The following is a 19,847-nucleotide window of genomic DNA, read 5'->3' on the forward strand; positions in this document are numbered from 1 at the left end:
GCGCACGGCCCGGCCCACGACACAGGGAGCCGGGCCCGTCCGCTCTCCGCCGTTCGGCGCGGGCTCAGACCAGCGGGGTGCGGTGCAGGCCGATCAGCAGGCGCCAGACCCGGGCGGCGACCGAGGCCGGGGGTTCGTCGAGCAGGCCGTGCAGCCAGTCGGCGAGGACGCCGGTGAAGGTGCCGGCGACCGCCGAGGCGATCAGCGCGGCGTCCGGGGCACCGGCCAACTCGCGTTCGCGGCGGCTGCGTTCGCGCAGCTCGCGGTGGAGCACCGGCCCGAGCGGACCGCCGCCGCCCGGGGCGAGCAGTTCCCGGTAGAGGCCGGCGTGGCCGCCGACCCGGTCGAAGAACTCCAGCAGGGCCGCGGGCGGGACGGCCGGGTCGGGGACGCCGCGCCAGGCGTGCAGCGCCTCCACCGCCTCCCGGACCACCTCGGCGCAGGCGTCCACGGCCAGCGCCGCCAGGTCGGGGTAGTGCAGGTAGCAGGTGGCCCGGCCGACCCCGGCCCGGCGGGCGACCGCCGCCACCGTCAGTTCGGCCAGCGGGCGGTCCGCGCACTCCGCGAGCAGCGCGGCCCGCAGCTTCGCCCTGGTCCGTTCGGCCCGCGGGTCACCGGCCGCGCTCACCCGGCCACCAGCACGGCGGCCAGCGCGACCGCGCCGGGGAGGGCCTGGGCGACCAGGATGCGGCGGTTGGCCGTCAGTCCGCCGTAGAGGCCCGCGACCAGCACGCAGGACAGGAAGAACACCCGCACCCCGAACGCCGTCGGGTCGCCCGCCAGCAGGCCCCAGACCAGGCCGGCCGCCAGGAAGCCGTTGTACAGGCCCTGGTTGGCCGCCAACGGGGCCGTCCGCCGGGCGAGTTCGGCGTCGAACCCGGACAGCTTCCGGCCCGGCGCGCGCTCCCAGAGGAACATCTCCAGCACCAGGATGTACCCGTGCAACAGGGCCACCAGCCCGACCAGTACCGCCGCCGCGAGCTCCATGCCGCCGCCTCCTTTTATGGATAGGCGTCCAGCATAGCTGGACACTCGTCCAGTTTCTCGCCGAGCTCCCCGTCCGGCCCCGTCCCCCGCCTACGCTGCACGGGTGACCTCACTCCCGGAGAGCCCGCAGACCCGGATCGGCGCGGCCGAGCGCGACACGGCCGTCGATCGGCTCCAGCAGGCGTACAGCGAGGAACGGATCACCCAGGACGAGCTGGAGCAGCGCGTCCACCACGCGCTCACCGCGGCGACCCGGGCCGACCTCGACACCGTCCTGCACGACCTGCCCGGCCCGGCCCCGGCCCCCGCCGCGACCACCCTCACCGCCGTCGCCGGCCGGATCGACCGCCGCGGGGCCTGGCGCGTCCCGCGCACCCTGACGGTCGTCTCCCCCTTCGCCAAGGTCCGCCTCGACCTCGGCCACGCGGTCATCGACCACCCCGTGGTCGACATCGAACTCCGCCTGGAGTTCGGCCGCGCCACCATCACCGTCCCGCACCACGCCACCGTCGACCTCGACGGCCTCACCCCGGGCTGGAAGGGCCTCCGCTACCGGGCCCCCCGCCGCCCCTCCCCCACCCCGGGCCCCACCATCCGCCTCACCGGCACCACCGGCTTCGGCCGCCTCCGCATCCGCCACGCCAAGCCCCGCTGACCCGCCCGTCAGAACCCGGACGTGTCCACCCGCAGCCCGAACGGCTCCGGCAGCTCGATCGGCTCCCCGAACGGCAGCGGCCCGACCGCCCTGGTGTACCCGAGCGCCCCGGGCTCGGAGAACAGCGTGCAGGCCCGGTCCTGACGGTCGATCAGCAGGTACAGCGGTGCCCCGTACTCGGCGTACCGCCGCCGCTTCACCACCCGGCCGGTGTCCGCGTTCGAATCGGACGTCACCTCGACCACCAGCAGCGTCTGGTCGGGCAACAGCGCGGCACCGCCTTTGGAGAGCGCCCGGGGGACAACCGCGATATCGGGGATGTACCAGTTGCTCGATCCCGGCAGGTCGAGATCGCCTGCGCCCATCACGCAGCCCATCTCCCGGACCTTGCCGAACAGTTGGCAACGGATGTCATCCGCCATCGTCTCGTGGTCCCACTCCGTCCGCATCGGCTCGAGCACGCCCTCCACGATCTGCACCCGGCTGCCGGCATGGTGCTGGATCGCGTACTTCAGGGCCGCTTCCGGATCGGCGACGTCGTACGTCCGTCCGCCGGGCAGTGCGCTCATCGGCCCCTCCTTCAGTCGCCCCCACGCTACCGACCGTGCCGCACCCTCCCACGGAAACTCACTCCAACGTGCGAAGGCCCGCACCCCCTCGGTGGGGTGCGGGCCTTCGGGTGGCCGGGTCCGGTCAGGCGGCGACCGGTTCGGTCGTGGCCTGGGCCGGGACGGCCGGGCGGTCCTCGGCGAGCAGGTCGCCGGTGGGGTTGTTGTAGGCGGCGAGGTCGAGGGTCTTCTCGCGGGCCGCGACCAGGATCGGGACGACCGCCTGGCCGGCCACGTTGGTGGCGGTGCGCATCATGTCGAGGATCGGGTCGATGGCGAGCAGCAGGCCGACGCCCTCCAGCGGGAGGCCGAGGGTGGAGAGGGTCAGGGTGAGCATCACGATCGCGCCGGTGAGGCCGGCGGTGGCCGCGGAGCCGATCACCGAGACGAAGGCGATCAGCAGGTAGTCCTGGACGCCGAGGTCGATGCCGTACACCTGGGCGACGAAGATCGCGGCGAGCGACGGGTAGATCGCGGCGCAACCGTCCATCTTGGTGGTGGCGCCGAACGGAACGGCAAAACTCGCATATTCGGACGGAACGCCCAGTCGCTCGGTGACCCGGCGGGTGACGGGCAGGGTGCCGACCGAGGAGCGGGAGACGAAGGCCAGCTGGATCGCGGGCCAGGCGCCCTTGAAGAAGTTCAGCGGGTTGAGGCCGGCCACGAAGCGCAGCAGCAGCGAGTAGACGCCGAACAGGACGATCGCGCAGCCGACGTAGACGTCGACGGTGAGCGTGGAGAAGGGCTTGAGCAGGTCCCAGCCGTAGACGGCGACGGACTTGCCGATCAGGCCGAGGGTGCCGAGCGGGGCGAGCCGGATGACCCACCACAGGGCGGTCTGGACGAGTTCGAGGACGGCCTCGGAGAGCTTGCGGACCGGGTCGGCCTTGGCGCCGAGCTTGAGGACGGCGGCGCCGACGACCACGCCGAGGAAGACGATCTGGAGGACGTTCACCTTCAGGAAGGCGTCGGCGATGTTGGTCGGGACGATGCCGGTCAGGAAGTCGATCCAGGTGCCGCCCTTCTCCACGCCCTTGAGGCCCTTGGTGGAGAGGTTGGCGCCCTTGCCGGGGTCGGTGAGCAGGCCGAGGCCGAGGCCGACGGCGACCGCGATCAGCGAGGTGGCGAGGAACCAGAACAGCGTGCGGGTGGCCAGCCGGGCGGCGTTGGTGACGTTGCGCAGGTTGGCGACCGAGACCACGATCGCGGTGAAGACCAGCGGCGGGACGGCCAGCTTGAGCAGCTGGACGAAGGTCTTGCCGATGGTGTCGAGGGTGGTGGTCAGCCAGGACACGTCGTTGGACCGGGCGATCCAGCCGAGCAGCAGGCCGAGGACGAGGCCGCCGACGATCTGGACCCAGAACGGGATGCGGCGGAGGCGTCCCAGCAGGGTGGTGGGCGCGGGCGCGGTGGACATGGGTGTACGGACTCCGGGGGTGCGGGGCGGGGAGGAGCGGGGGCGGGGCGGAGGCGGCGGCACGGCAGGGGACGCGCGGCCGGGCGGGGAGGCCCGGGCGGACCGACAGCGGGGAGGCGTCGGGGCGTCAGGAGCGGCGTGCCGCCCGCATACAGCCGCCGGAGCGACAGCGGCGCGGGCCGTCCACGGCAGCGGACAGCCGCGGGCGGCACGGCGCGGGCGGGGTGCCCGGGCCGGCGCGGTGCGCGGTGTCTGCGGTGGTCATGACCGGCAGACTAGCAACAAACCTTTGAGATGTTCAAAGTACTTGTTTGAGATCGTTTCCGAACGACCCCTGACTGACGGACCATCAGCTCCGTCCGGCCGACTTTGACGCTCTTCAGTTATACGTATAACTTGAAGCGACACCCGCCGCTGGAAGGACGCCCATGGGCTACGCCGCACTGCTCCGAGCCCCGCACGTCACCCGGCTCCTGCTCGGCACCCTGCTCGGCCGGCTCCCGGCCGGGATGACCGCCCTGGTGATCGCCCTCGCCCTGCGCGCGGCCGACACCCCCTACAGCCGGATCGGCCTCGCCACCGCCGCGTACGCGATCGCCGCCGCGATCGGCGGCCCGGTGCTCGGCCGGATCGTCGACCTCACCGGCCAGCCCCGGGTGCTGCTCGCCTCCGCCGTCGCGGCCGGCGGCGGCTACGCGCTGCTGGCGCTCGCCCCGGGCTCCCCGGTCGCCGCCCCACTCGGCGCCGCGATCGCCGGACTCTGCATGCCCCCGCTGGAACCCTGCCTGCGCTCGCTCTGGCCGGACGTGGTGGACGAGGAGCAGCTCGACACCGCGTACGCCTTCGACTCCGCCTCCCAACAGGTGCTGTACGTGGCCGGGCCGCTCGCGGTGGCCGGCATCGCCGCCGTCCTCTCGCCGACCGCGGCGCTCTGGACGGCCGCCGTCCTCGGCCTGCTCGGCGCGCTGGTGGTCGCCACCTCCGCCCCCGCCCGGCAGTGGCGGGCGCCCGCCCGGGCGGCCTCCGCCGGGCTGCTCGGGCCGCTGCGCTCCCCCGGCCTGGTCCTGCTGCTGCTCGGCCTGGCCGGGGCCGGCTGGGCGGTGGGCGCGCAGAACGTGCTCTTCATCGCCTACGCCGAGCAGCACCCCGGCCGCCTCCCCGGCGGGGCCGGCACCCTGCTGGCGCTCGCCGCGCTGGCCGGCCTGCTCGGCGCGCTGGCCTACGGGGCCGCCGCCTGGAAGGCCGACACCGCGACCCGCACCTGGGTGCTCGCCCTCGGCATGGCCGTCTGCTACCTCCCGCTGCTGCTCCTGCCCGGCCCGCTCCCGATGGCCGCGCTGGCCTTCGTCTCCGGCCTCGGCCTCGCCCCGCTGCTCGCCGCCGCCTTCGTGCTGGTCGCGGAGCTGGCCCCGACCGGCACCGTCACCGAGGCGTTCGCCTGGCTGGTCACCCTGTTCGCCACCGGCAACGCGGCCGGCTACGCCGTCTCCGGCGCCCTGGTCGCCGACTCGCTGCAGGCCGTCGCGCTCTGCGCCACCGCCGGCATCGCCCTCGGCGGCCTGCTGCTGCTGGCCGGCCGGACCAGGCTGCGCCCGCTGCCGGCGCCGGTCCCGGCCCTGGCCTGACGCCCCGTCACCGGCCGGTGCGGGCCCGCAATCCGCTCGCCCGCACCGGCCCCGGGCTGCTTGGATGCGCCGCATGACGAACTACGCGCTGCCCGCGGGCTACACCCTCTCCACCGACCCGGCCCGGCTCGACCGGGCGGCCGTGCACCGCTGGCTCTCCGAGGAGGCGTACTGGGCACTCGGACGGCCGCGCGCCAAGCAGGACACCGCGATCGACGCCTCGCTCAACTTCGGCGTGTACGAGGAGGGTTCGGGCGAGCAGGTGGGCTACGCCCGGGTGGTGACGGACCGGGCGACCTTCGCCTGGCTGTGCGACGTGTTCATCGCCGGACCGGCCCGCGGCCGCGGCCTGGGCACCGCGCTCACCGCCGCCGTCCGGGACGAGCTGGCCGGGATGGGCCTGCGCCGCCTGATGCTGGCGACCCGGGACGCGCACGAGGTGTACGCCAAGGTCGGCTTCGCGCCGATGGCGGTGCCGGAGAAGTGGATGATCCTCGGCGAGCAGTGAGCGGGCGGGGCCGGGCTCAGGCCGTCGCCGTCGAGCCCCGCACCACCAGGCTGGTCGCCAACGGGTCGGCGGGCGGCGGGAGTTCGCCGCCCAGCAGGGCGACCAGGGTGGCCAGCCCGGTCCGGCCGAGCCGCTCGCCGGGCAGGTCGACGGTGGTGAGCGGGGGGCTGAGCAGCTCCGCGACCGGGATGTTGTCCATCCCGACCACCGAGAGGTCCGCCGGAATCCGCAGGCCGGCCTCGGCCGCGGCCCGGTACAGGCCGGCCGCCACCACGTCGTCGTCGCAGACCACGGCCCGCGGCCGGTCCGGTCCGGCCAGCAGCTCGCGGGCCGCCGCGGCGGCCGCCCGGCTGCCCTCGTTCAGGCTGACCGCCCGCTCCCGCACCTCCAGGTGCGCGGCCGCGGCGGCGAACGCCGCCTGCCGGACCCGGAAGGTGTACGCGGAGTGCACCGAGCGCAGGTAGCCGATCCGCCGGTGGCCGAGCCCGGCCAGGTGGTCGACGGCGGCCCGCATGCCCGCGGCCAGGTCGAGTTCGACGGTGGGACGGCCGGGGTTGGCGGCGGGGTCGGCGTCCAGGAACACCGCGGCGGTGTCGGCGGGCAGTTCGCCCAGCTGCCGGTCGTCGGGCGAGCAGACCAGCAGGCCGTCGAAGCGCCCGGCGGCGGCCGCCTCGGCGAGCGTCGCCGCGTCCCAGCCGCTGCTGGCCACCACCGACAGGCCGTGCCGGGCGGCCTCCTCGTGGACGCCGGTCAGCACCCGGCCGAAGAACGGGCCGAGCAGGTTGGGGACGGCCAGCAGCACCATGCCGCTGCGGCCGAGCCGCAGTTGGCGGCCGGCCGCCTGCGGGCGGTAGCCGAGCGCGTCGGCGGCGGAGCGGATGCGCTCCCGGGTGGCCTCCGAGACCCGGTGCCCGGAGCCGCCGGAGAACGCCAGCGAGACGGTGGCCTGCGACACCCCCGCCAGCCGGGCCACGTCCCGGCCGGTCGGCCGGCGCCGCGCGCCCTCGCCGGACGGGCTCTCCGACACGCCGTCAGCCGGCCTGCGCCTGCCGGGCCGCGGCGGCCCGGGCCGCGTCGTCGGCCGCGTCCTCGGCGGAGTCGCGGGCGGCGGAGCGCTCCTTGCGGTTCTCGACCCGGGCGGCGATCTGCGCGGACATCTCGTCGCGCTGCTTGCTCAGCACCACGTAGCTGATCGCCGAGGACGCCACCATGGCGAGCACGAACAGGATCAGCAGGCCCATCGACCCCACCACCGGGATCACCCCGAAGTGCCCGAGCAGCAGCGCCACCAGCAGGCAGGCCAGGAAGATGCTGGCCCGCAGCGAGGTGTAGCGGAGCGTGGCGTTGTTCTTGCTGCTCACCGGGGTTCGTCCTTCACTGCCGGGTCGCGCCGCCGGGCGCGGGGGGTAATGGCCCTCCCAGTGAAGCACGACCTCACACCGCCGGGGCGCGCAGGTCGAGCCACATCGTCACGTCGTCGCGCTCGTCGCCCGGGGCGACCCGGATCGCCCCCGGGACCCGGCCGACCTCGACCCAGCCGCCGCGGCCGTAGAACCGCTCCAGGCCGTGCCCGCCGCGCAGGGTGAGCCGCAGCCCGGACAGGCCCCAGCCGCGGGCCACCCGCTCGGCCTCGGCGAGGAGTTCGGCCCCGTAGCCGCGGCCCTGGAAGTCGGGGTGCACCATGACCCGCTTGAGCATCCGCCAGTGGTCCATCAGCCCGAACCGCAGGTCCTCGAAGAACAGCACCGCGGCGACCCGGCCGCCCGGCTCGTACCCGACCAGCAGTCGGTCCGGGCCGAGCCCGGCGAACTGCCGCTCGGCGACCGGCGCCACCTCGGCCACCGTCACCGGGGGCACGAACCCGACCGCGCCCCCGGCGTTCGACACGTCCGTCCACAGCCGGGTGACCTCCGTCCGGAGGGCGGGCGACGGGTCGGTTTCCAGTTCGAAGCGCAGGCTCATGGGCCCAGCCTAGGAGCCGCCGCCGACCCTCCCCGGTTCAGGCCGCGGCGGCGGTCGGCTCGGGGACCCGGCGCACCGCCACGCAGCAGAGCACCGCGACGGCGCACAGCCCGCCGGCCGCGTACCAGGCGGCGTCGTAGTCGCCGAACCGGTCGCGGGCCAGCCCGGCCAGCCCGGCCACCAGGGCGGCGCCGACCTGGTGCGCGGCCAGCACCCAGCCGAAGACGATCGGGGCGTCCGGGCCGAAGTGCCGGCGGCAGAGCGCGACGGTCGGCGGGACGGTGGCGACCCAGTCCAGGCCGTAGAAGATGACGAAGGCCAGGATCGGCGGCCGCAGGCTGTCGCCGAAGAGCGCGGGCAGGAAGAGCAGCGAGAGGCCGCGCAGCGCGTAGTAGGCGATCAGCAGCCGGGCCGGGGCGAAGCGGTCGGTGAACCAGCCGGAGGCGATGGTGCCGGCGATGTCGAAGACGCCGATCAGGGCGAGCAGCGAGGCGCTGGTGGTCTCGGACATGCCGTGGTCGTGGGCGGCCTGGACGAAGTGGGTGCCGACCAGGCCGACGGTGGTGGCGCCGCAGATCGCGAACGAGGCGGCGAGCAGCCAGAACGCCCGGGTCCGGGCCGCCTCCCGGAGCACCCGCAGCGAGCGGGCGACCGCGGAGCCGTCGGTGCGCGGCGGCGCGGGGGCCTCGGTGGCGCCGTAGGGCAGCAGCCCGAGGTCGGCGGGGCGTTCGCGCATCAGGAGCAGGACCGGGACGGCGACGGCGGTGGCGCAGAGCGAGACCACCACCACGGCGGTGCGCCAGCCCTGCTGCTCGACCAGGGCGGCGAGCAGCGGCAGGAAGACCAGGTTCCCGGCGGCGCCGGCGGCGGTGAGGACGCCGGTGACCAGGCCCTGCCGGGCCTCGAACCAGCGGCCGGAGATGGTGGTGGCGAAGGCCCCGGCCATCGAGCCGCTGCCGAGTCCGACCAGCACGCCCCAGCACAGCACGAGCTGCCAGGGCTCGGTCATCAGGACGGTGAGGCCGGCGCCGGTGGAGATGGTGAGCAGCGCGCAGACCACGACCAGCCGGACGCCGAAGCGGTCCATCAGGGCGGCGGCGAAGGGCGCGGTGAGGCCGTAGAGGGCGAGGTTGACGGAGACCGCGCTGGAGATGGTGGCGCGCGACCAGCCGAACTCGTTGTGCAGCGCGTCCATCATCAGGCTCGGCGTGGAGCGGAACCCGGCCGAGCCGACCAGGACGACCAGCGAGACGGCGACGACGATCCAGCCGTAGTGCAGGCGGGGGGCGCGGGGCGGCGGGGCCGGGTCGGCGGCGGGGCCGGCGGTGAGTTCCAGTTCCTTCACCTGCCGGAGTCTGCCGTTCCCGGCCCCGTCCGCGCGACGGGTCCGGCTGCCATGTATCCCCGAGATCCGGACAGCGGGGCGGGGCGGGGCGGTCAGTGCCCGCCGGCCACCGGTCCGCCGTCGGGCACCCGGCGCAGTTCGCGGACCGGCCGGCTGAGCAGCAGGGTGGCGGCGGTGGCCAGGGTGACCGCGCCGCCGATCAGGTAGACCCGGGTGGTGCCGAGGGCGTCGACGGCCGGTCCGGCCAGCGCCGAGCCGAGCGGGAACATGCAGACCGAGCCCGCGACCTCGTACGCGTGGATGCGGTTGAGCACCTCGCCGGGGACCTGGGTCTGCACGCTGGTGGCCCACATGACGCCCCAGAAGCTGATGCCGATGCCGGAGACCAGCTGGGCGGTGCCGAGCAGCGGCCAGGGCAGGCCGGCGGCGAACGCGAACTGCTGGGTGGCGAAGACGAACAGGGCGACCGCGCCGGCGGCCAGCGGGCGCTGCGGCTTGACCCGGATCGCCAGCAGGCCGCCGACCACGGTGCCGGCCCCGAACATGCCGTTGATCAGGCCGTAGACGGTGCCGCCGTCGCGGGCGATGACCTGGCCGGCCACCACCGGGCCGAACGGGCCCCAGGAGAGCACGGTGAAGACCATCCAGACCAGGATGACGCCCCACATCCAGCTGCGGGACCAGAACTCGTGCCAGCCGACCACCAGGTTGCGCCACAGGCTGTCGCCGGGCGGCGGGGCGGGGACGGGGCCGAGCCGCAGGGCGAGCAGGCAGCAGGCGCTGACCGCGTACATCACGGCGGCGATCACCATCACCCAGCCGGTGGAGACGGCGGCGAGCAGGCCGGCCAGCGGCGGGCCGACCAGGGTGGTGAGGGCCTCGGAGATCCGCAGCACGCCGTTGGCGCCCTGCACGTCGGTGGAGACCAGCGGGACGGTGGAGGCGGCGCCGGGCTGGAACATCGCGGCGGCGGTGCCGGCCAGCGCGAGCAGCAGGTAGAGCTGCCAGAGCTGGTCGACGCCGCGGAAGAACAGCAGCGCGAGCAGCACCCGGGTGGTGAGGTTGAGCAGGTCGGCGAAGATCATCAGCCGTCGGGCGGTGAACCGGTCGGCGAGCACACCGCCGAACAGCACCAGTCCGGCGAACGGGCCGAGCAGGAAGGCCATCGCGAAGCCGACCGTGGCGGTGGAGTGGTGGGCGGCGATCAGTCCGGCCGAGACGGCGACCGGGAGCATGGCGTCGCTCAGCAGGCCGGCCGAGCGGGCGGTGAAGTAGAGCCGGAAGTTGCCCGACCAGATGGCGGGCCGGTGCGGTGCGCTGACCTGCGGGGTGGGGGCGGGGTGCAGTTCGGGTGCGGTCACGGCACTCAGTTTTGGTGTAGACCACTACTGGTTTCCAGTGGTTTTGGGTCACGATGCGGCCTCCGCCGGGCAGCCGCCCGCCCCGGACCCGACGCCGGCCCGCCGCGCGCACCCCGAGCACGACACGGCGGGCCGCCGTCCTGGTCGGCGTCCGGGCCCTGAAGCCGTGACGCCCGGGCGCTCCGATTTCGCCGAGGTTCCGGGCGGGGTCGGCCAACGACCCCCTGAGTGTCGGCACCGCCCGGTCTCCCTCGGCGTCCCCTCGCAACGGGGCGCCGCACCCAAGAGTGATCAGTCGGATACGTCACGTCAATGGGTTGTCGGAAATTCAGACGGATCATCCGGGGCGCGGACCGCGCGCGACCGGCGTGCGCCGACCTGCCCGGACGGGCGCTCAGCCCGCCGCGGCGACCGGCTGCGCCGTCCGCTCGCAGACCCCGAGCGCGGGATCGACCTCGCACCAGACCCGCTTGCCGGAGCCGTCCGGGTACCAGCCCCAGCGCTCGCAGAGCAGGTCGACCAGCTCCAGGCCGCGGCCGTTGGTGGCGTCCTCGTCGGCCCCGGCGTGCCGGGGCGCGGGGGCGGTGCGGCTGGCGTCGGCGACCTCCACCCGGACCGGGGCCGGACCGGCGGCCGGGTCGAGCGGCAGCAGCAGTCGGAGCACCGCCGGGCACCCGGTGTGCACCACCGCGTTGGTGACCAGCTCGGAGACCACCAGCACCAGGGTCTCGGCGACCGGGGAGTCCGGGTCGATCCCGCCGGCCTGCAGCCGCGCCCGGACCCACCGCCTGGCCCGCGACACCTCGGCCGGGTCCGCCTGGACCGCCAGCTGTACCTGAAGTACCTGCACCGTTCCACCACCCGCACTCGGTATTCGGCCCGTTTGATCCCGCCGGTCCGGTCGGCCGCGTCCACCGCGGAGGTCGCGGACCCGAACTGCCCATGGCATCGACACGAATACGCCCCAGAATGATTCCGCGACCGGGTCGCAGCAAGAGCTTCGGGCATATTCCAGCGTTCGGGGGACGCCGCGGTGCATACTGTCCCGCTCACCTTGCCGGGGTTCGCACGACCGGTCGGCGGCACCGCCCTCACGGGGTACCCCGACGGTACCCGCCGCGGGCCGCCGGGCACCGGCGCGCCACGGGCGAACCACCCTTGCGACAAATGTCCACCGCGGCTCGAACGCGGCTGCCCCGCACGGGTGCTGACGGGACGCCGGGCCCGACGGGGCGTCAGGCGAAGACCACCGTCCGGGAGCCGTTCAGCAGCACCCGGTGCTCGCTGTGCCACTTCACCGCGCGGGCCAGCGCCTGGCACTCGACGTCCCGGCCGAGCGCGACCAGCTGCTCGGGGGTGACGTCGTGAGTGACCCGGGCGACCTCCTGCTCGATGATCGGGCCCTCGTCCAGGTCCGCGGTGACGTAGTGCGCGGTCGCGCCGATCAGCTTCACGCCCCGGGCGTGGGCCTGGTGGTAGGGCTTGGCGCCCTTGAAGCTCGGCAGGAAGGAGTGGTGGATGTTGATCACCCGGCCGGACAGCGCCTTGCACAGGTCGTCGGAGAGCACCTGCATGTAGCGGGCCAGCACCACCAGGTCGACCCGCTCCTCGGCGACCAGGTCGAGCAGCCGCTGCTCGGCGGCGGCCTTGGTGTGCTCGGTGTCCTTGGCGTCCTTGGCGACCGGGATGTGGTGGAACGGGACGCCGTAGGACTCGGTCAGCTCGCGGAAGTCGGTGTGGTTGGAGACCACTCCGGCGATCTCCACCGGCAGCGCCCCGATCCGGGTGCGGAACAGCAGGTCGTTCAGGCAGTGCCCGAACTTCGAGACCATCAGCACCACCCGCATCCGCTCCGCGGACTCGTGGATCTGCCAGTCCATCCGGAACGAGGCGCCGATCGCCGCGAAGCTGGCCCGGAGCTTCTCCGCCGTCACCGGCTCCTCGGCCGAGAAGTGCACCCGCATGAAGAACAGGCCGGTCCCGGCGTCGCCGAACTGCTGGCTGTCGATGATGTTGCAGCCCGTCATGAACAGGTAGCTGGAGACCGCGTGGACGATTCCCTGCTTGTCCGGGCAGGACAGCGTGAGGACGTACTGCGAGCGGGCGGTCTCTTCCATGTGCGCGGGGCCCCGTTTCTCGGCTCTGGTGCGGACGGCAGGGGCCCACCCTGGCACAGATCGGGCGGCGGCGGGGCGGGCGACCGGTCCCCGAGACCGGCCGCCCGACCCGCACCGGTCAGTGGTGCGCGGTCAGTTGCCGCAGCTCGTCCAGCGGGCGCGGCGGGAGGTCGGGGTCGTCGCCGTCGTTGACGGCCAGCCGGTGGTGCGCCTCGCGGGCCGCCTGCACGGCCTCCGGCCAGTCCGGGTGGCCCAGGTACACCGCGGCCGGGGCGTCGCCGCCGACCTGGTGCAGGATGCGCAGCACCCGGAGCACGGCGGCGTCCACCGCGACCGCCTCCGCGGAGTCCCGGAAGATCGAGCCGACGTACCGCTCCGCGGACCAGCGGTCCAGCCAGGTGTCCTCCACCAGCCGGTACACCGCGTCGGTGAGGTCTCCGTACCCGTCCCGGCCGTCCAGCCAGGCCGCCTGCTGGAAGGCGGGGTCGGAGAACATGTGCAGCGCCGAGCGGATCCGGGCCCGCCAGCGCCACCAGGGCAGATCAGTCAGGGGCATGCCGCCCATCGTGCTGGAGCGGCCACCCGTTCGAGAAGTGTTTCGGGCAGACCGGTGCGGAGATTCGATGCTGTCGGACACGGGAGCCGATCGTACGTTCCCGAGCCACCTGCCCTCTACACGCGTCACCGGCCGTGCGCACACCGTGTTCGCGCCTCGTTGGCGATCCGTTCAGACAGCGTCCCTCTCGGCGTGCGAAGCCGGGACCACCCTTGATCCGCCGATCCTGCGCGACGAAGCACGGGACACCCCGCAGCAGCATGTCCAGGGAGGAACAGAGCAGCATGACGCGGAACGGAACCCCCCAGCCGCATCCCGCCGTCGGCGGACGCCGCCGCACCGGTGCCGCGCTCGCCGCCGGAGCCGCCGCCCTCCCCGCCCTGCTGACGCTCTCCGCCTGCGGGGGCCCCGCGGCCGCCGACTCGGCGGGCCAGGAGGTCACCGTGATGACCTGGGCCCCGTCCGGCACCGGCGCGGCCGACCGCCCCGGCATGACGGCGCTCGCCGAGGCGATCGGCCGCGACTTCAACGCCCACGGCGGCCTGGCCGGACGCAAGATCCGCGTCCTGACCTGCAACGAGCACGACACCACCGACGGCGCCACCGCCTGCGCCGACCAGGCCGTCAGCGCGCACGCGGTCGCCGTGGTCGGCTCCGCCAGCCAGTACGGCAGCAACTTCATGCCCGTCCTGGAGGAGGCCGGCATCCCGTTCATCGGCGGGTACGGCCTCTCCACCCCCGAGTTCAGCAGCCCGCTGTCCTACCCCGTCAACGGCGGCCTGCCCGCCCTGGTCGCGGGCAGCGGACGCCAGCTGGTCGAGGCCGGCTGCAAGCAGATCTCGCTGATCCGCCCCGACACCCGGGCCGGCGACGCCCTGGTCAACTACCTCGGCTCGGCCACCCGGCAGACCGGCATCAAGGTCGTCGACGTCAAGGCGCCGGAGAAGTCCAACGACTACGCCCCGTACGCCCGCAAGGCCATCGGCGAGGACCGGCCCGGCAACTGCGTGCTCTCCGCGCTCGGCGCCGAGCCCACCGGCAACCTGCTCGACCCGTACCGCCGCGCCAACCCGAGGAACACCCAGCTCGCCTCGGTGATCGGCTCCTTCCAGCAGTCCGTGGTCGACTCCACCGGCGGCGACAACGGCCCGCTCCGCGGCGCGCTCGCCACCGGCTGGTTCCCCGCCGAGTCCTCCGCCGTCTGGGACGGCCTGCGCTCCACCGCCCACACCTACGGCAACGGCGCCACCATCGACGTCGCCGACCCCGGCGTGCAGACCACCTGGGTCGCCTACGAGGTGTTCCGCCAGGCCGCCGACCGGGTCGACCGGTCCCGGCCGATCAGCGCGAAGGCCCTGCAGAGCGTCCTGGACAGCGGCGACCCGATCGACACCGCCGGCGCCACCCCGCCGCTCGGCTGGGGCGTCACCAACATGCTCCCGACCGCCGACTCCCCCCGCCTGGTGAACACCTCGGTCACCTTCCAGCAGGTCCGGGACGGCCGCCTCACCGAGCAGCGCAAGGGCTTCACGGACGTCCGCTGGGTCCTCACCAACGACAGGCCCCCGGCGTAACGACAGGCCCCGGCACCACGCGACAGGCCCCCGGCGCGACGCGCCGGGGGCCTGTCCGCCGTCTACAGCTCGATCGCGCCCTTGGGCGGCAGGCCGGTCTTCCCCGCGACGACGCCCCAGAGCGTCGAGGCCTGCTCCTTCGCCGTCGTGGCGGAGCCGCTCGCGGTGTTGCCGTTCCGGTAGTGGTCGTTGTCCTTGGCCTTGGCCGGGTCGCAGCCCGCCACCAGGTCGCCGGCCCAGCCCGCGTACTCGGTGTCGGCGGTGGCGGAGGCCTGCCACGCGGCCTGCAGCTGGGTCACCAGCTTGGCGCCGTCCGGCAGCTGATCGACCTTCAGGTCGCCCAGCTTCTTCAGCAGGTCCTGCCGCTGCGCGGCGGCCGCGGTGAGCGCGCCCTGCGCGTCCGGCAGGGTCTGGCACTTGCCGACCGCGCCGACCGCGTTGACCACCGAGGTGCGGCTGGCGCTGGCGGTGCCCAGCAGGTCGGACATCGCCTGGGCCTGGGCCTTCATCGCGGGGGTGACGGCGTCCCCGGCACCGCCGCCGGCGGCCGGGGTGGCCGCCGGCTGGCTGGTCCCGGCCTTCGCCTTGGTCTTCTCCTTGCCCGCGCCGCCCTCGTCGCCGCCGCTCAGCAGGACCCCGGCCAGCACGGCGACCAGCGCGACACCGGCGACGCCCGCGCCGATCAGCAGCCGGCGGTCGGGCGTGCGGCGGCCGCCGTCCTCGCCCTGCGGGTGGCCGACCGGGGCCGGGTAGCCGGGCTGCTGCGGCGCCTGGGCCTGGTAGCCGCCCGCCCCGCCCGCGCCGCCGTAGCCCGGCTGCGCGGGGCCGTAACCCGGCTGGGCGGGGCCGTAGCCCGGCTGGGCCGGCGGCTGGAGCGGGGCCTGCCCGCCGAAGGTGCCGCCCGCGTACGGCTGCTGCTGCGGCGGCTGGCCGCCGAAGGACGGGTCGCCGGACGGGTACGGCGGCAGGTACTGGGTGGCGCCCTCCTGCTCGGGCACGACCGGCCCGGCCTGCGGGGGCGCGCCCCAGTACTCGGGGCTGCCGCTCTGCCCGACCGGCGGCACCGACTGCTGCTGCTGGACCGGCTGGGCGGGATCGTACGGCTGCTGGGCCGGCTGCGCCGGGTCGTACGGCTGCTGGGCCGGGTAGGGGGGCTGGGCCTGGGGCTGGGCGGGCTCCGGCCGGAACAGGTCGTCCAGATTGAAGTCGCCGGAGTTGGGATACGAGCGGCGCTGGCTCAACGCGTTTCCTCACCTGTGCACGGCACCGGTGGTCCCGGGCCTTTCGGTTGCCCCGCCGGTCGCTGACGGCGGACCACAACTGCGGGCCCACGCTACCGGTTCACCGGCACAGGTGACTACGCGCACCGTTGTTCTGTGCTATTGATTCACGTTCGGCCGGGCCGGTGGGCCCGGCCCCCCGCTCCGTCCGCTACGCCGCCTCCCCGTCCATCCGGGCGTGGAACTCGCGGACCGCCCGGTGCCCGCGGTACGGCTCCAGCCGGCTGCGGAAGTCGTCGAGGTACTCGACGCCCCGGTTCGAGCGCAGCCCGCTGAGCAGCCGGACCGCCTCGCTGCCGGTCTCGCAGGCCCGTTCGAGGTCGCGCTGCTGGAGCTGGGCGGTGGCGAGCAGCACCAGGTCGACGGCGCGGCGGCGGACCCGGTGCGCGGGGTGCAGCTCCAGCGCGGTGCGGGCGTAGTGCTCGGCCCGTTCGCCCTGCTGCAGGTCCCGGTGGCAGTGCGCCAGCTCGTCGGCGAGGTACGCCTCGTCGAAGTGGACGATCCAGTCGGGGTCGTCGGCCGGGTTGCGGCGCTCCATCGCGGCCAGCGCCTTGGCCGCGACGTCCTCGCAGGCGTAGGCGTCGCCGAGCAGGGCGTGGCCGCGGGCCTCGGCGGCGTAGAACATCGCCATCGCGGTGGGGGTGGCCACCGTGCGGGCGCCCTCCTGGGCGGCGCGGGCGAGCTGGGCGATCTCCCGGGGGTTGCCGAGGGTCGCGGCGAGGTGGCTCATCGAGGCGGCGAGCACGTAGCCGCCGTAGCCGCGGTCGTCGGCGGCCTGGGCGAGCCGCAGCGCCTGGATGTAGTAGCGCTGGGCCAGGCCGGGCTGGCCGGTGTCGACCGCCATGTAGCCGGCCAGTTCGGTCAGCCGGGCGACCGCGCCGAAGAGCTGGCGGCCGGTCTCGTCGCGGTAGGAGCCGCCGAGGAAGCCGGAGACCACGCTGTTCAGGTAGTGCACCACCACGGGGCGCACGTGGCCGCTGCCGAACCGGTGGTCGAGGTCGACCAGCATCTGGGTGGTGGCCCGGATCGCGGCCACGTCGGCCAGGCCGACCCGGGTGCCGCCGGTGCGGGCGACCACCGGGTCGGGCGGGGTGATCAGCCAGTCCCGGCTGGGTTCGACCAGCGCGGAGGCGGCGACGGTGGCGCCGGCCAGGAAGTCGCGTTTGCCGACGTCGCTGCGCCAGAGTTCGCAGATCTGCTCCAGCGCGGTGGACAGGCTGGGCGCGAACTGGAGTCCGACGGCGGAGCTGAGGCTCTTGCCGTCGGCCATGCCGATCTCGTCCACGGTGACGCCGCGGCCGAGTTTGCGGCCGAGCGCCTCGGCGATGACGGCGGGCGCCTGCCCGCGCGGCTGTTGCCCGCGCAGCCAGCGGGCGACCGAGGTCTTGTCGTAGCGCAGGTCCAGTCCGTGCTCTGCTCCGCAGAGGTTGACCCGGCGGGCGAGGCCCGCGTTGGAGCAGCCCGCCTCCTGGATCAACTGCTGAAGACGTTCGTTCGGCTCTCGTGCGACGAGCGGTCTCGCGGCCATGGGATTTTTCCGCCTCCCCAACGCCGTCCGGACCCGACCGGAGGGCGACGACTGTGCAACACCATGCGGAATACCCACGGTGACGTACCCACTCCCCACGCGCCCGGGTGAATGCCTCTGTGCGCCCCCACTGCGCCCGTTACCGCCCCTGCTCAGCGGAGGGGTTCCGACCAGGATCACCGTCCCGGGTGACATCGCGCGCCCCGCCCGAGGCGTTCGGCGGCGGGCCGTAACCCGCACTCACGGACGGTAGTTGTGCTGCACGTGGACAACACCTCCGGAGCCCCCGAACAGAACCTGCCGCCGCTGCTGCTCGAAGCCGTCCGCTACGCCGAGGACCGCCACTGGGAGGTGGTCCCGGGCACCTGGCTGGTCGACGGCGACGGACCGGCGTGCTGCTCCTGCGGTGCGCCGGACTGCGCGCTCCCCGGCGCGCACCCGGCCGAGCAGGACTGGCGGCGGCGGGCCAGCGCCGGGCCCGGCGTGGTCCGCAAGTGGTGGACGGAGAACCCGGCGGCCTCGATCCTGCTGCCCGCCGGACGGGCGTTCGACGTGCTGGACGTGCCGGAGGTGGCGGGCTGCCTGGCGCTGGCCCGGATGGAGCGGATGGGGCTGCAGCTCGGCCCGGTGGTCGCGGTCCCGGCCGCGCCGGGGTGCGGCGGGCGGCGGCTGCACTTCCTGGTGCTGCCCGGGGTGGCCGACAAGCTGCCGGACATGCTGCGGCAGATCGGCTGGTCGCCGGAGCGGCTGGACCTGGTGGCGCGCGGCGAGGGCGACTGGGTGGTGGCCCCGCCGTCCCGGGTCGGCGGGTACGCGTCCGCGCAGTGGGCCCGGCCGCCGTCCGCGCTGAACCGCTGGCTGCCGGACGCCGCGGAGCTGGTCAGCCCGCTGGCCTACGCCTGCGGGCGGGAGGCGTCCTCGCCGCGCCAGGCGCCGCGCCGGGCGGCCGCGGTGCGCTGACCCCCCGAGCCTGCCCCCGGCCGATCCGGCGGGGGCGTTCCCGCGCGGCACCCCGCGCGGGCGGCGGCGGGCCCGGCCTCCCGATCGGGGGCCGGGCCCGCCGTCGGCACGTCCGGAGCAGCGCGCCCCACCGCCGTCCGGAGCCGGATCTTCCGGAACCGGTCGTCATACCCGCAGGTCAGCGGGGGAAGCCCACCGATCGGGTGACATCGCTCAAGGATTGGCCGCGGGTGCCGAGGGGATCATCTCCAGCGTCGGCACGGAGCGGAGCGAAGGGAGCGGACAGGCCGAAAGGACGTGGGGGGCTGCCGGGAGGGCGTTCGGACGGGGAAGCCGAACGCGGCAGCGGGAGGGAGCCGGCGCGGGCCCAGGGACCGCGCCGGGCACGGCAGGGAGGGAACCCGGGAGGGAGCGGGGCGGGGCGGCGGGGGAACCGGAGGGGAGCAGGAGGGGACGGGGAGGGAGCAGGGAGGGAGCGCGCGGGCCCGGTGTGGGGACACCGGGCCCGAGGCGCGTGCTCCGCCCCGCATCGCGGCAGGGCGCGGCGGGGCGGTCGGGCCCTACGGCTGGGCGACGAACACGTGCGCGGCGATCTCCTTGCCGAGCTGGGCCGCGCTCTCGCCGGTGCCGACCAGCACGCCGCCGGGCGCCGGGGAGACCCGGACGGTCGCGCCGGGGCGGACACCGGCCCGGCGGAGCGTGCGCATCAGGTCGCCGTCGGTCTGGATCGGCTCCCCGATCCGGCGGACCACGACGTCCGCGCCGTCCGCCGCCGCGACGGCCTCCAGCGTCAGCAGTCCGGCGTCGAAGCCCTCGCCCTCGGCCTTGGTGTCGCCGAGCTCGTCCAGGCCGGGGATCGGGTTGCCGTACGGGGACTGGGTGGGGTGGCCGAGCATGGCGAGCACCTTGCGCTCGACCGTCTCGCTCATCACGTGCTCCCAGCGGCAGGCCTCCTCGTGGACCTGCTCCCACTCCAGGCCGATCACGTCCACCAGCAGGCACTCGGCGATCCGGTGCTTGCGCATCACCCGGACAGCCAACTTGCGCCCCTCGCCGGTCAGTTCGAGGTGCCGGTCCTCGGCGACCTGGAGCAGGCCGTCCCGCTCCATCCGGCCCACCGTCTGGCTCACCGTCGGGCCGGACTGCTCCAGCCGCTCGGCGATCCGGGCGCGCATCGGGGTGATGCCCTCCTCCTCCAGCTCCAGGATGGTGCGGAGGTACATCTCAGTGGTGTCGATCAGCCCTGACATCGCCCCTGGCTCCGTTCTTCGGTGTCCTCACCGCCAATTCTGACGTACCGGAGTGACAACCCGTCCCGCGCGCCCGCTATGCCCCGGCTTTTCGTGCCGGTTGACAGCCGCCTC

Annotated in this window: 20 protein-coding genes; 5 read left to right on the forward strand and 15 right to left on the reverse strand. The window is 74.7% G+C overall.

Translation table 11 applies throughout. The annotated features are described in order from the left end of the window. Positions 1–64: 64 nt before the first annotated feature. Together ACIQBJ_RS25610 and ACIQBJ_RS25615 are read right to left on the reverse strand one after the other, a co-directional pair. Positions 65–628: a TetR/AcrR family transcriptional regulator gene (locus ACIQBJ_RS25610; protein ID WP_400715003.1), complete on the reverse strand. Its 564-nt coding sequence runs from the start codon at positions 626–628 to the stop codon at positions 65–67. After that, positions 625–987, reverse strand: coding sequence for a DUF1304 domain-containing protein (locus ACIQBJ_RS25615; RefSeq protein ID WP_400715005.1), 363 nt, complete (start codon positions 985–987; stop codon positions 625–627). Before ACIQBJ_RS25615 ends, ACIQBJ_RS25610 begins: the two co-directional genes overlap by 4 nt. 103 nt (positions 988–1,090) lie before the next feature. Here ACIQBJ_RS25615 and ACIQBJ_RS25620 point away from each other — a divergent pair, with 103 nt between their 5' ends. After that, positions 1,091–1,642, forward strand: a complete 552-nt coding sequence (locus ACIQBJ_RS25620; RefSeq protein ID WP_400715007.1) for a DUF1707 domain-containing protein — start codon at positions 1,091–1,093, stop codon at positions 1,640–1,642. An 8-nt stretch (positions 1,643–1,650) separates the two neighbouring features. Here ACIQBJ_RS25620 and ACIQBJ_RS25625 read toward each other — a convergent pair whose 3' ends face one another. Both ACIQBJ_RS25625 and ACIQBJ_RS25630 read right to left on the reverse strand, forming a co-directional pair. Then, positions 1,651–2,211: a Uma2 family endonuclease gene (locus ACIQBJ_RS25625; RefSeq protein ID WP_400715009.1), complete on the reverse strand. Its 561-nt coding sequence runs from the start codon at positions 2,209–2,211 to the stop codon at positions 1,651–1,653. Between the two features lie 124 nt (positions 2,212–2,335). After that, positions 2,336–3,667, reverse strand: coding sequence for a dicarboxylate/amino acid:cation symporter (locus ACIQBJ_RS25630; RefSeq protein WP_400715011.1), 1,332 nt, complete (start codon positions 3,665–3,667; stop codon positions 2,336–2,338). A gap of 428 nt (positions 3,668–4,095) precedes the next feature. Here ACIQBJ_RS25630 and ACIQBJ_RS25635 point away from each other — a divergent pair, with 428 nt between their 5' ends. Then, the gene (locus ACIQBJ_RS25635) at positions 4,096–5,292 is read left to right on the forward strand and encodes an MFS transporter (protein ID WP_400715013.1); all 1,197 of its coding nucleotides are present in this window, start codon (positions 4,096–4,098) and stop codon (positions 5,290–5,292) included. Positions 5,293–5,365: 73 nt separating this feature from the next. Beyond that, positions 5,366–5,800 (forward strand): GNAT family N-acetyltransferase, encoded by a 435-nt coding sequence (locus tag ACIQBJ_RS25640; RefSeq protein WP_400715015.1) that lies wholly within the window; start codon positions 5,366–5,368, stop codon positions 5,798–5,800. Between the two features lie 16 nt (positions 5,801–5,816). Here ACIQBJ_RS25640 and ACIQBJ_RS25645 read toward each other — a convergent pair whose 3' ends face one another. From ACIQBJ_RS25645 to ACIQBJ_RS25680, 8 genes are all read right to left on the reverse strand, one after another. Beyond that, entirely contained in the window at positions 5,817–6,827 is a 1,011-nt protein-coding gene (locus tag ACIQBJ_RS25645) for a LacI family DNA-binding transcriptional regulator (protein WP_400715018.1), read from the reverse strand. 4 nt (positions 6,828–6,831) lie between these two features. Beyond that, complete coding sequence (locus ACIQBJ_RS25650) at positions 6,832–7,161, reverse strand: DUF4229 domain-containing protein (RefSeq protein ID WP_400715020.1); 330 nt, start codon at positions 7,159–7,161, stop codon at positions 6,832–6,834. A 73-nt stretch (positions 7,162–7,234) separates the two neighbouring features. Then, positions 7,235–7,762: a GNAT family N-acetyltransferase gene (locus ACIQBJ_RS25655; RefSeq protein ID WP_400715022.1), complete on the reverse strand. Its 528-nt coding sequence runs from the start codon at positions 7,760–7,762 to the stop codon at positions 7,235–7,237. A gap of 37 nt (positions 7,763–7,799) precedes the next feature. After that, entirely contained in the window at positions 7,800–9,107 is a 1,308-nt protein-coding gene (locus ACIQBJ_RS25660; protein WP_400715024.1) for an MFS transporter, read from the reverse strand. A 92-nt stretch (positions 9,108–9,199) separates the two neighbouring features. Then, positions 9,200–10,468, reverse strand: a complete 1,269-nt coding sequence (locus ACIQBJ_RS25665) for an MFS transporter (protein ID WP_400715026.1) — start codon at positions 10,466–10,468, stop codon at positions 9,200–9,202. A 394-nt stretch (positions 10,469–10,862) separates the two neighbouring features. Continuing rightward, a complete protein-coding gene (locus ACIQBJ_RS25670) occupies positions 10,863–11,318 on the reverse strand; it encodes an ATP-binding protein (protein ID WP_400715028.1) in 456 nt (151 codons plus the stop codon). A gap of 385 nt (positions 11,319–11,703) precedes the next feature. Then, on the reverse strand, positions 11,704–12,585 hold the full coding sequence (gene purU, locus ACIQBJ_RS25675) for a formyltetrahydrofolate deformylase (RefSeq protein ID WP_400715030.1): 882 nt from the start codon (positions 12,583–12,585) through the stop codon (positions 11,704–11,706). 118 nt (positions 12,586–12,703) lie between these two features. Further along, positions 12,704–13,141 (reverse strand): hypothetical protein, encoded by a 438-nt coding sequence (locus ACIQBJ_RS25680; protein ID WP_400715033.1) that lies wholly within the window; start codon positions 13,139–13,141, stop codon positions 12,704–12,706. A gap of 284 nt (positions 13,142–13,425) precedes the next feature. On the opposite strand from ACIQBJ_RS25680, the gene ACIQBJ_RS25685 reads away from it, so the two are divergent. Next, entirely contained in the window at positions 13,426–14,715 is a 1,290-nt protein-coding gene (locus ACIQBJ_RS25685) for an ABC transporter substrate-binding protein (RefSeq protein WP_400715035.1), read from the forward strand. A 62-nt stretch (positions 14,716–14,777) separates the two neighbouring features. On the opposite strand, the gene ACIQBJ_RS25690 is transcribed toward ACIQBJ_RS25685, so the two are convergent. Beyond that, on the reverse strand, positions 14,778–15,956 hold the full coding sequence (locus ACIQBJ_RS25690; RefSeq protein WP_400715037.1) for a hypothetical protein: 1,179 nt from the start codon (positions 15,954–15,956) through the stop codon (positions 14,778–14,780). 190 nt (positions 15,957–16,146) lie between these two features. Next, a complete protein-coding gene (locus ACIQBJ_RS25695) occupies positions 16,147–17,523 on the reverse strand; it encodes a transcriptional regulator (RefSeq protein WP_400715039.1) in 1,377 nt (458 codons plus the stop codon). 255 nt (positions 17,524–17,778) lie between these two features. Here ACIQBJ_RS25695 and ACIQBJ_RS25700 point away from each other — a divergent pair, with 255 nt between their 5' ends. Then, positions 17,779–18,483: a bifunctional DNA primase/polymerase gene (locus ACIQBJ_RS25700; RefSeq protein ID WP_400715041.1), complete on the forward strand. Its 705-nt coding sequence runs from the start codon at positions 17,779–17,781 to the stop codon at positions 18,481–18,483. 560 nt (positions 18,484–19,043) lie between these two features. On the opposite strand, the gene ACIQBJ_RS25705 is transcribed toward ACIQBJ_RS25700, so the two are convergent. Next, positions 19,044–19,733, reverse strand: a complete 690-nt coding sequence (locus ACIQBJ_RS25705; protein ID WP_400715043.1) for a metal-dependent transcriptional regulator — start codon at positions 19,731–19,733, stop codon at positions 19,044–19,046. Between the last annotated feature and the right edge of the window lie 114 nt (positions 19,734–19,847).

Origin of the sequence: Kitasatospora sp. NPDC088391 (assembly GCF_044753345.1) — a bacterium.
Lineage (GTDB): Bacteria > Actinomycetota > Actinomycetes > Streptomycetales > Streptomycetaceae > Kitasatospora.

Excerpts from the sequence above, each read along its gene's own strand:
- ACIQBJ_RS25635 (WP_400715013.1), top strand. The coding sequence starts at position 4,096 with ATGGGCTACGCCGCACTGCTCCGAGCCCCGCACGTCACCCGGCTCCTG.
- ACIQBJ_RS25640 (WP_400715015.1), top strand. The coding sequence starts at position 5,366 with ATGACGAACTACGCGCTGCCCGCGGGCTACACCCTCTCCACCGACCCG.
- ACIQBJ_RS25630 (WP_400715011.1), bottom strand. The coding sequence starts at position 3,667 with ATGTCCACCGCGCCCGCGCCCACCACCCTGCTGGGACGCCTCCGCCGC.
- ACIQBJ_RS25705 (WP_400715043.1), bottom strand. The coding sequence starts at position 19,733 with ATGTCAGGGCTGATCGACACCACTGAGATGTACCTCCGCACCATCCTG.
- ACIQBJ_RS25615 (WP_400715005.1), bottom strand. The coding sequence starts at position 987 with ATGGAGCTCGCGGCGGCGGTACTGGTCGGGCTGGTGGCCCTGTTGCAC.
- ACIQBJ_RS25625 (WP_400715009.1), bottom strand. The coding sequence starts at position 2,211 with ATGAGCGCACTGCCCGGCGGACGGACGTACGACGTCGCCGATCCGGAA.
- ACIQBJ_RS25685 (WP_400715035.1), top strand. The coding sequence starts at position 13,426 with ATGACGCGGAACGGAACCCCCCAGCCGCATCCCGCCGTCGGCGGACGC.
- ACIQBJ_RS25680 (WP_400715033.1), bottom strand. The coding sequence starts at position 13,141 with ATGCCCCTGACTGATCTGCCCTGGTGGCGCTGGCGGGCCCGGATCCGC.
- ACIQBJ_RS25695 (WP_400715039.1), bottom strand. The coding sequence starts at position 17,523 with ATGGCCGCGAGACCGCTCGTCGCACGAGAGCCGAACGAACGTCTTCAG.
- ACIQBJ_RS25655 (WP_400715022.1), bottom strand. The coding sequence starts at position 7,762 with ATGAGCCTGCGCTTCGAACTGGAAACCGACCCGTCGCCCGCCCTCCGG.
- purU (WP_400715030.1), bottom strand. The coding sequence starts at position 12,585 with ATGGAAGAGACCGCCCGCTCGCAGTACGTCCTCACGCTGTCCTGCCCG.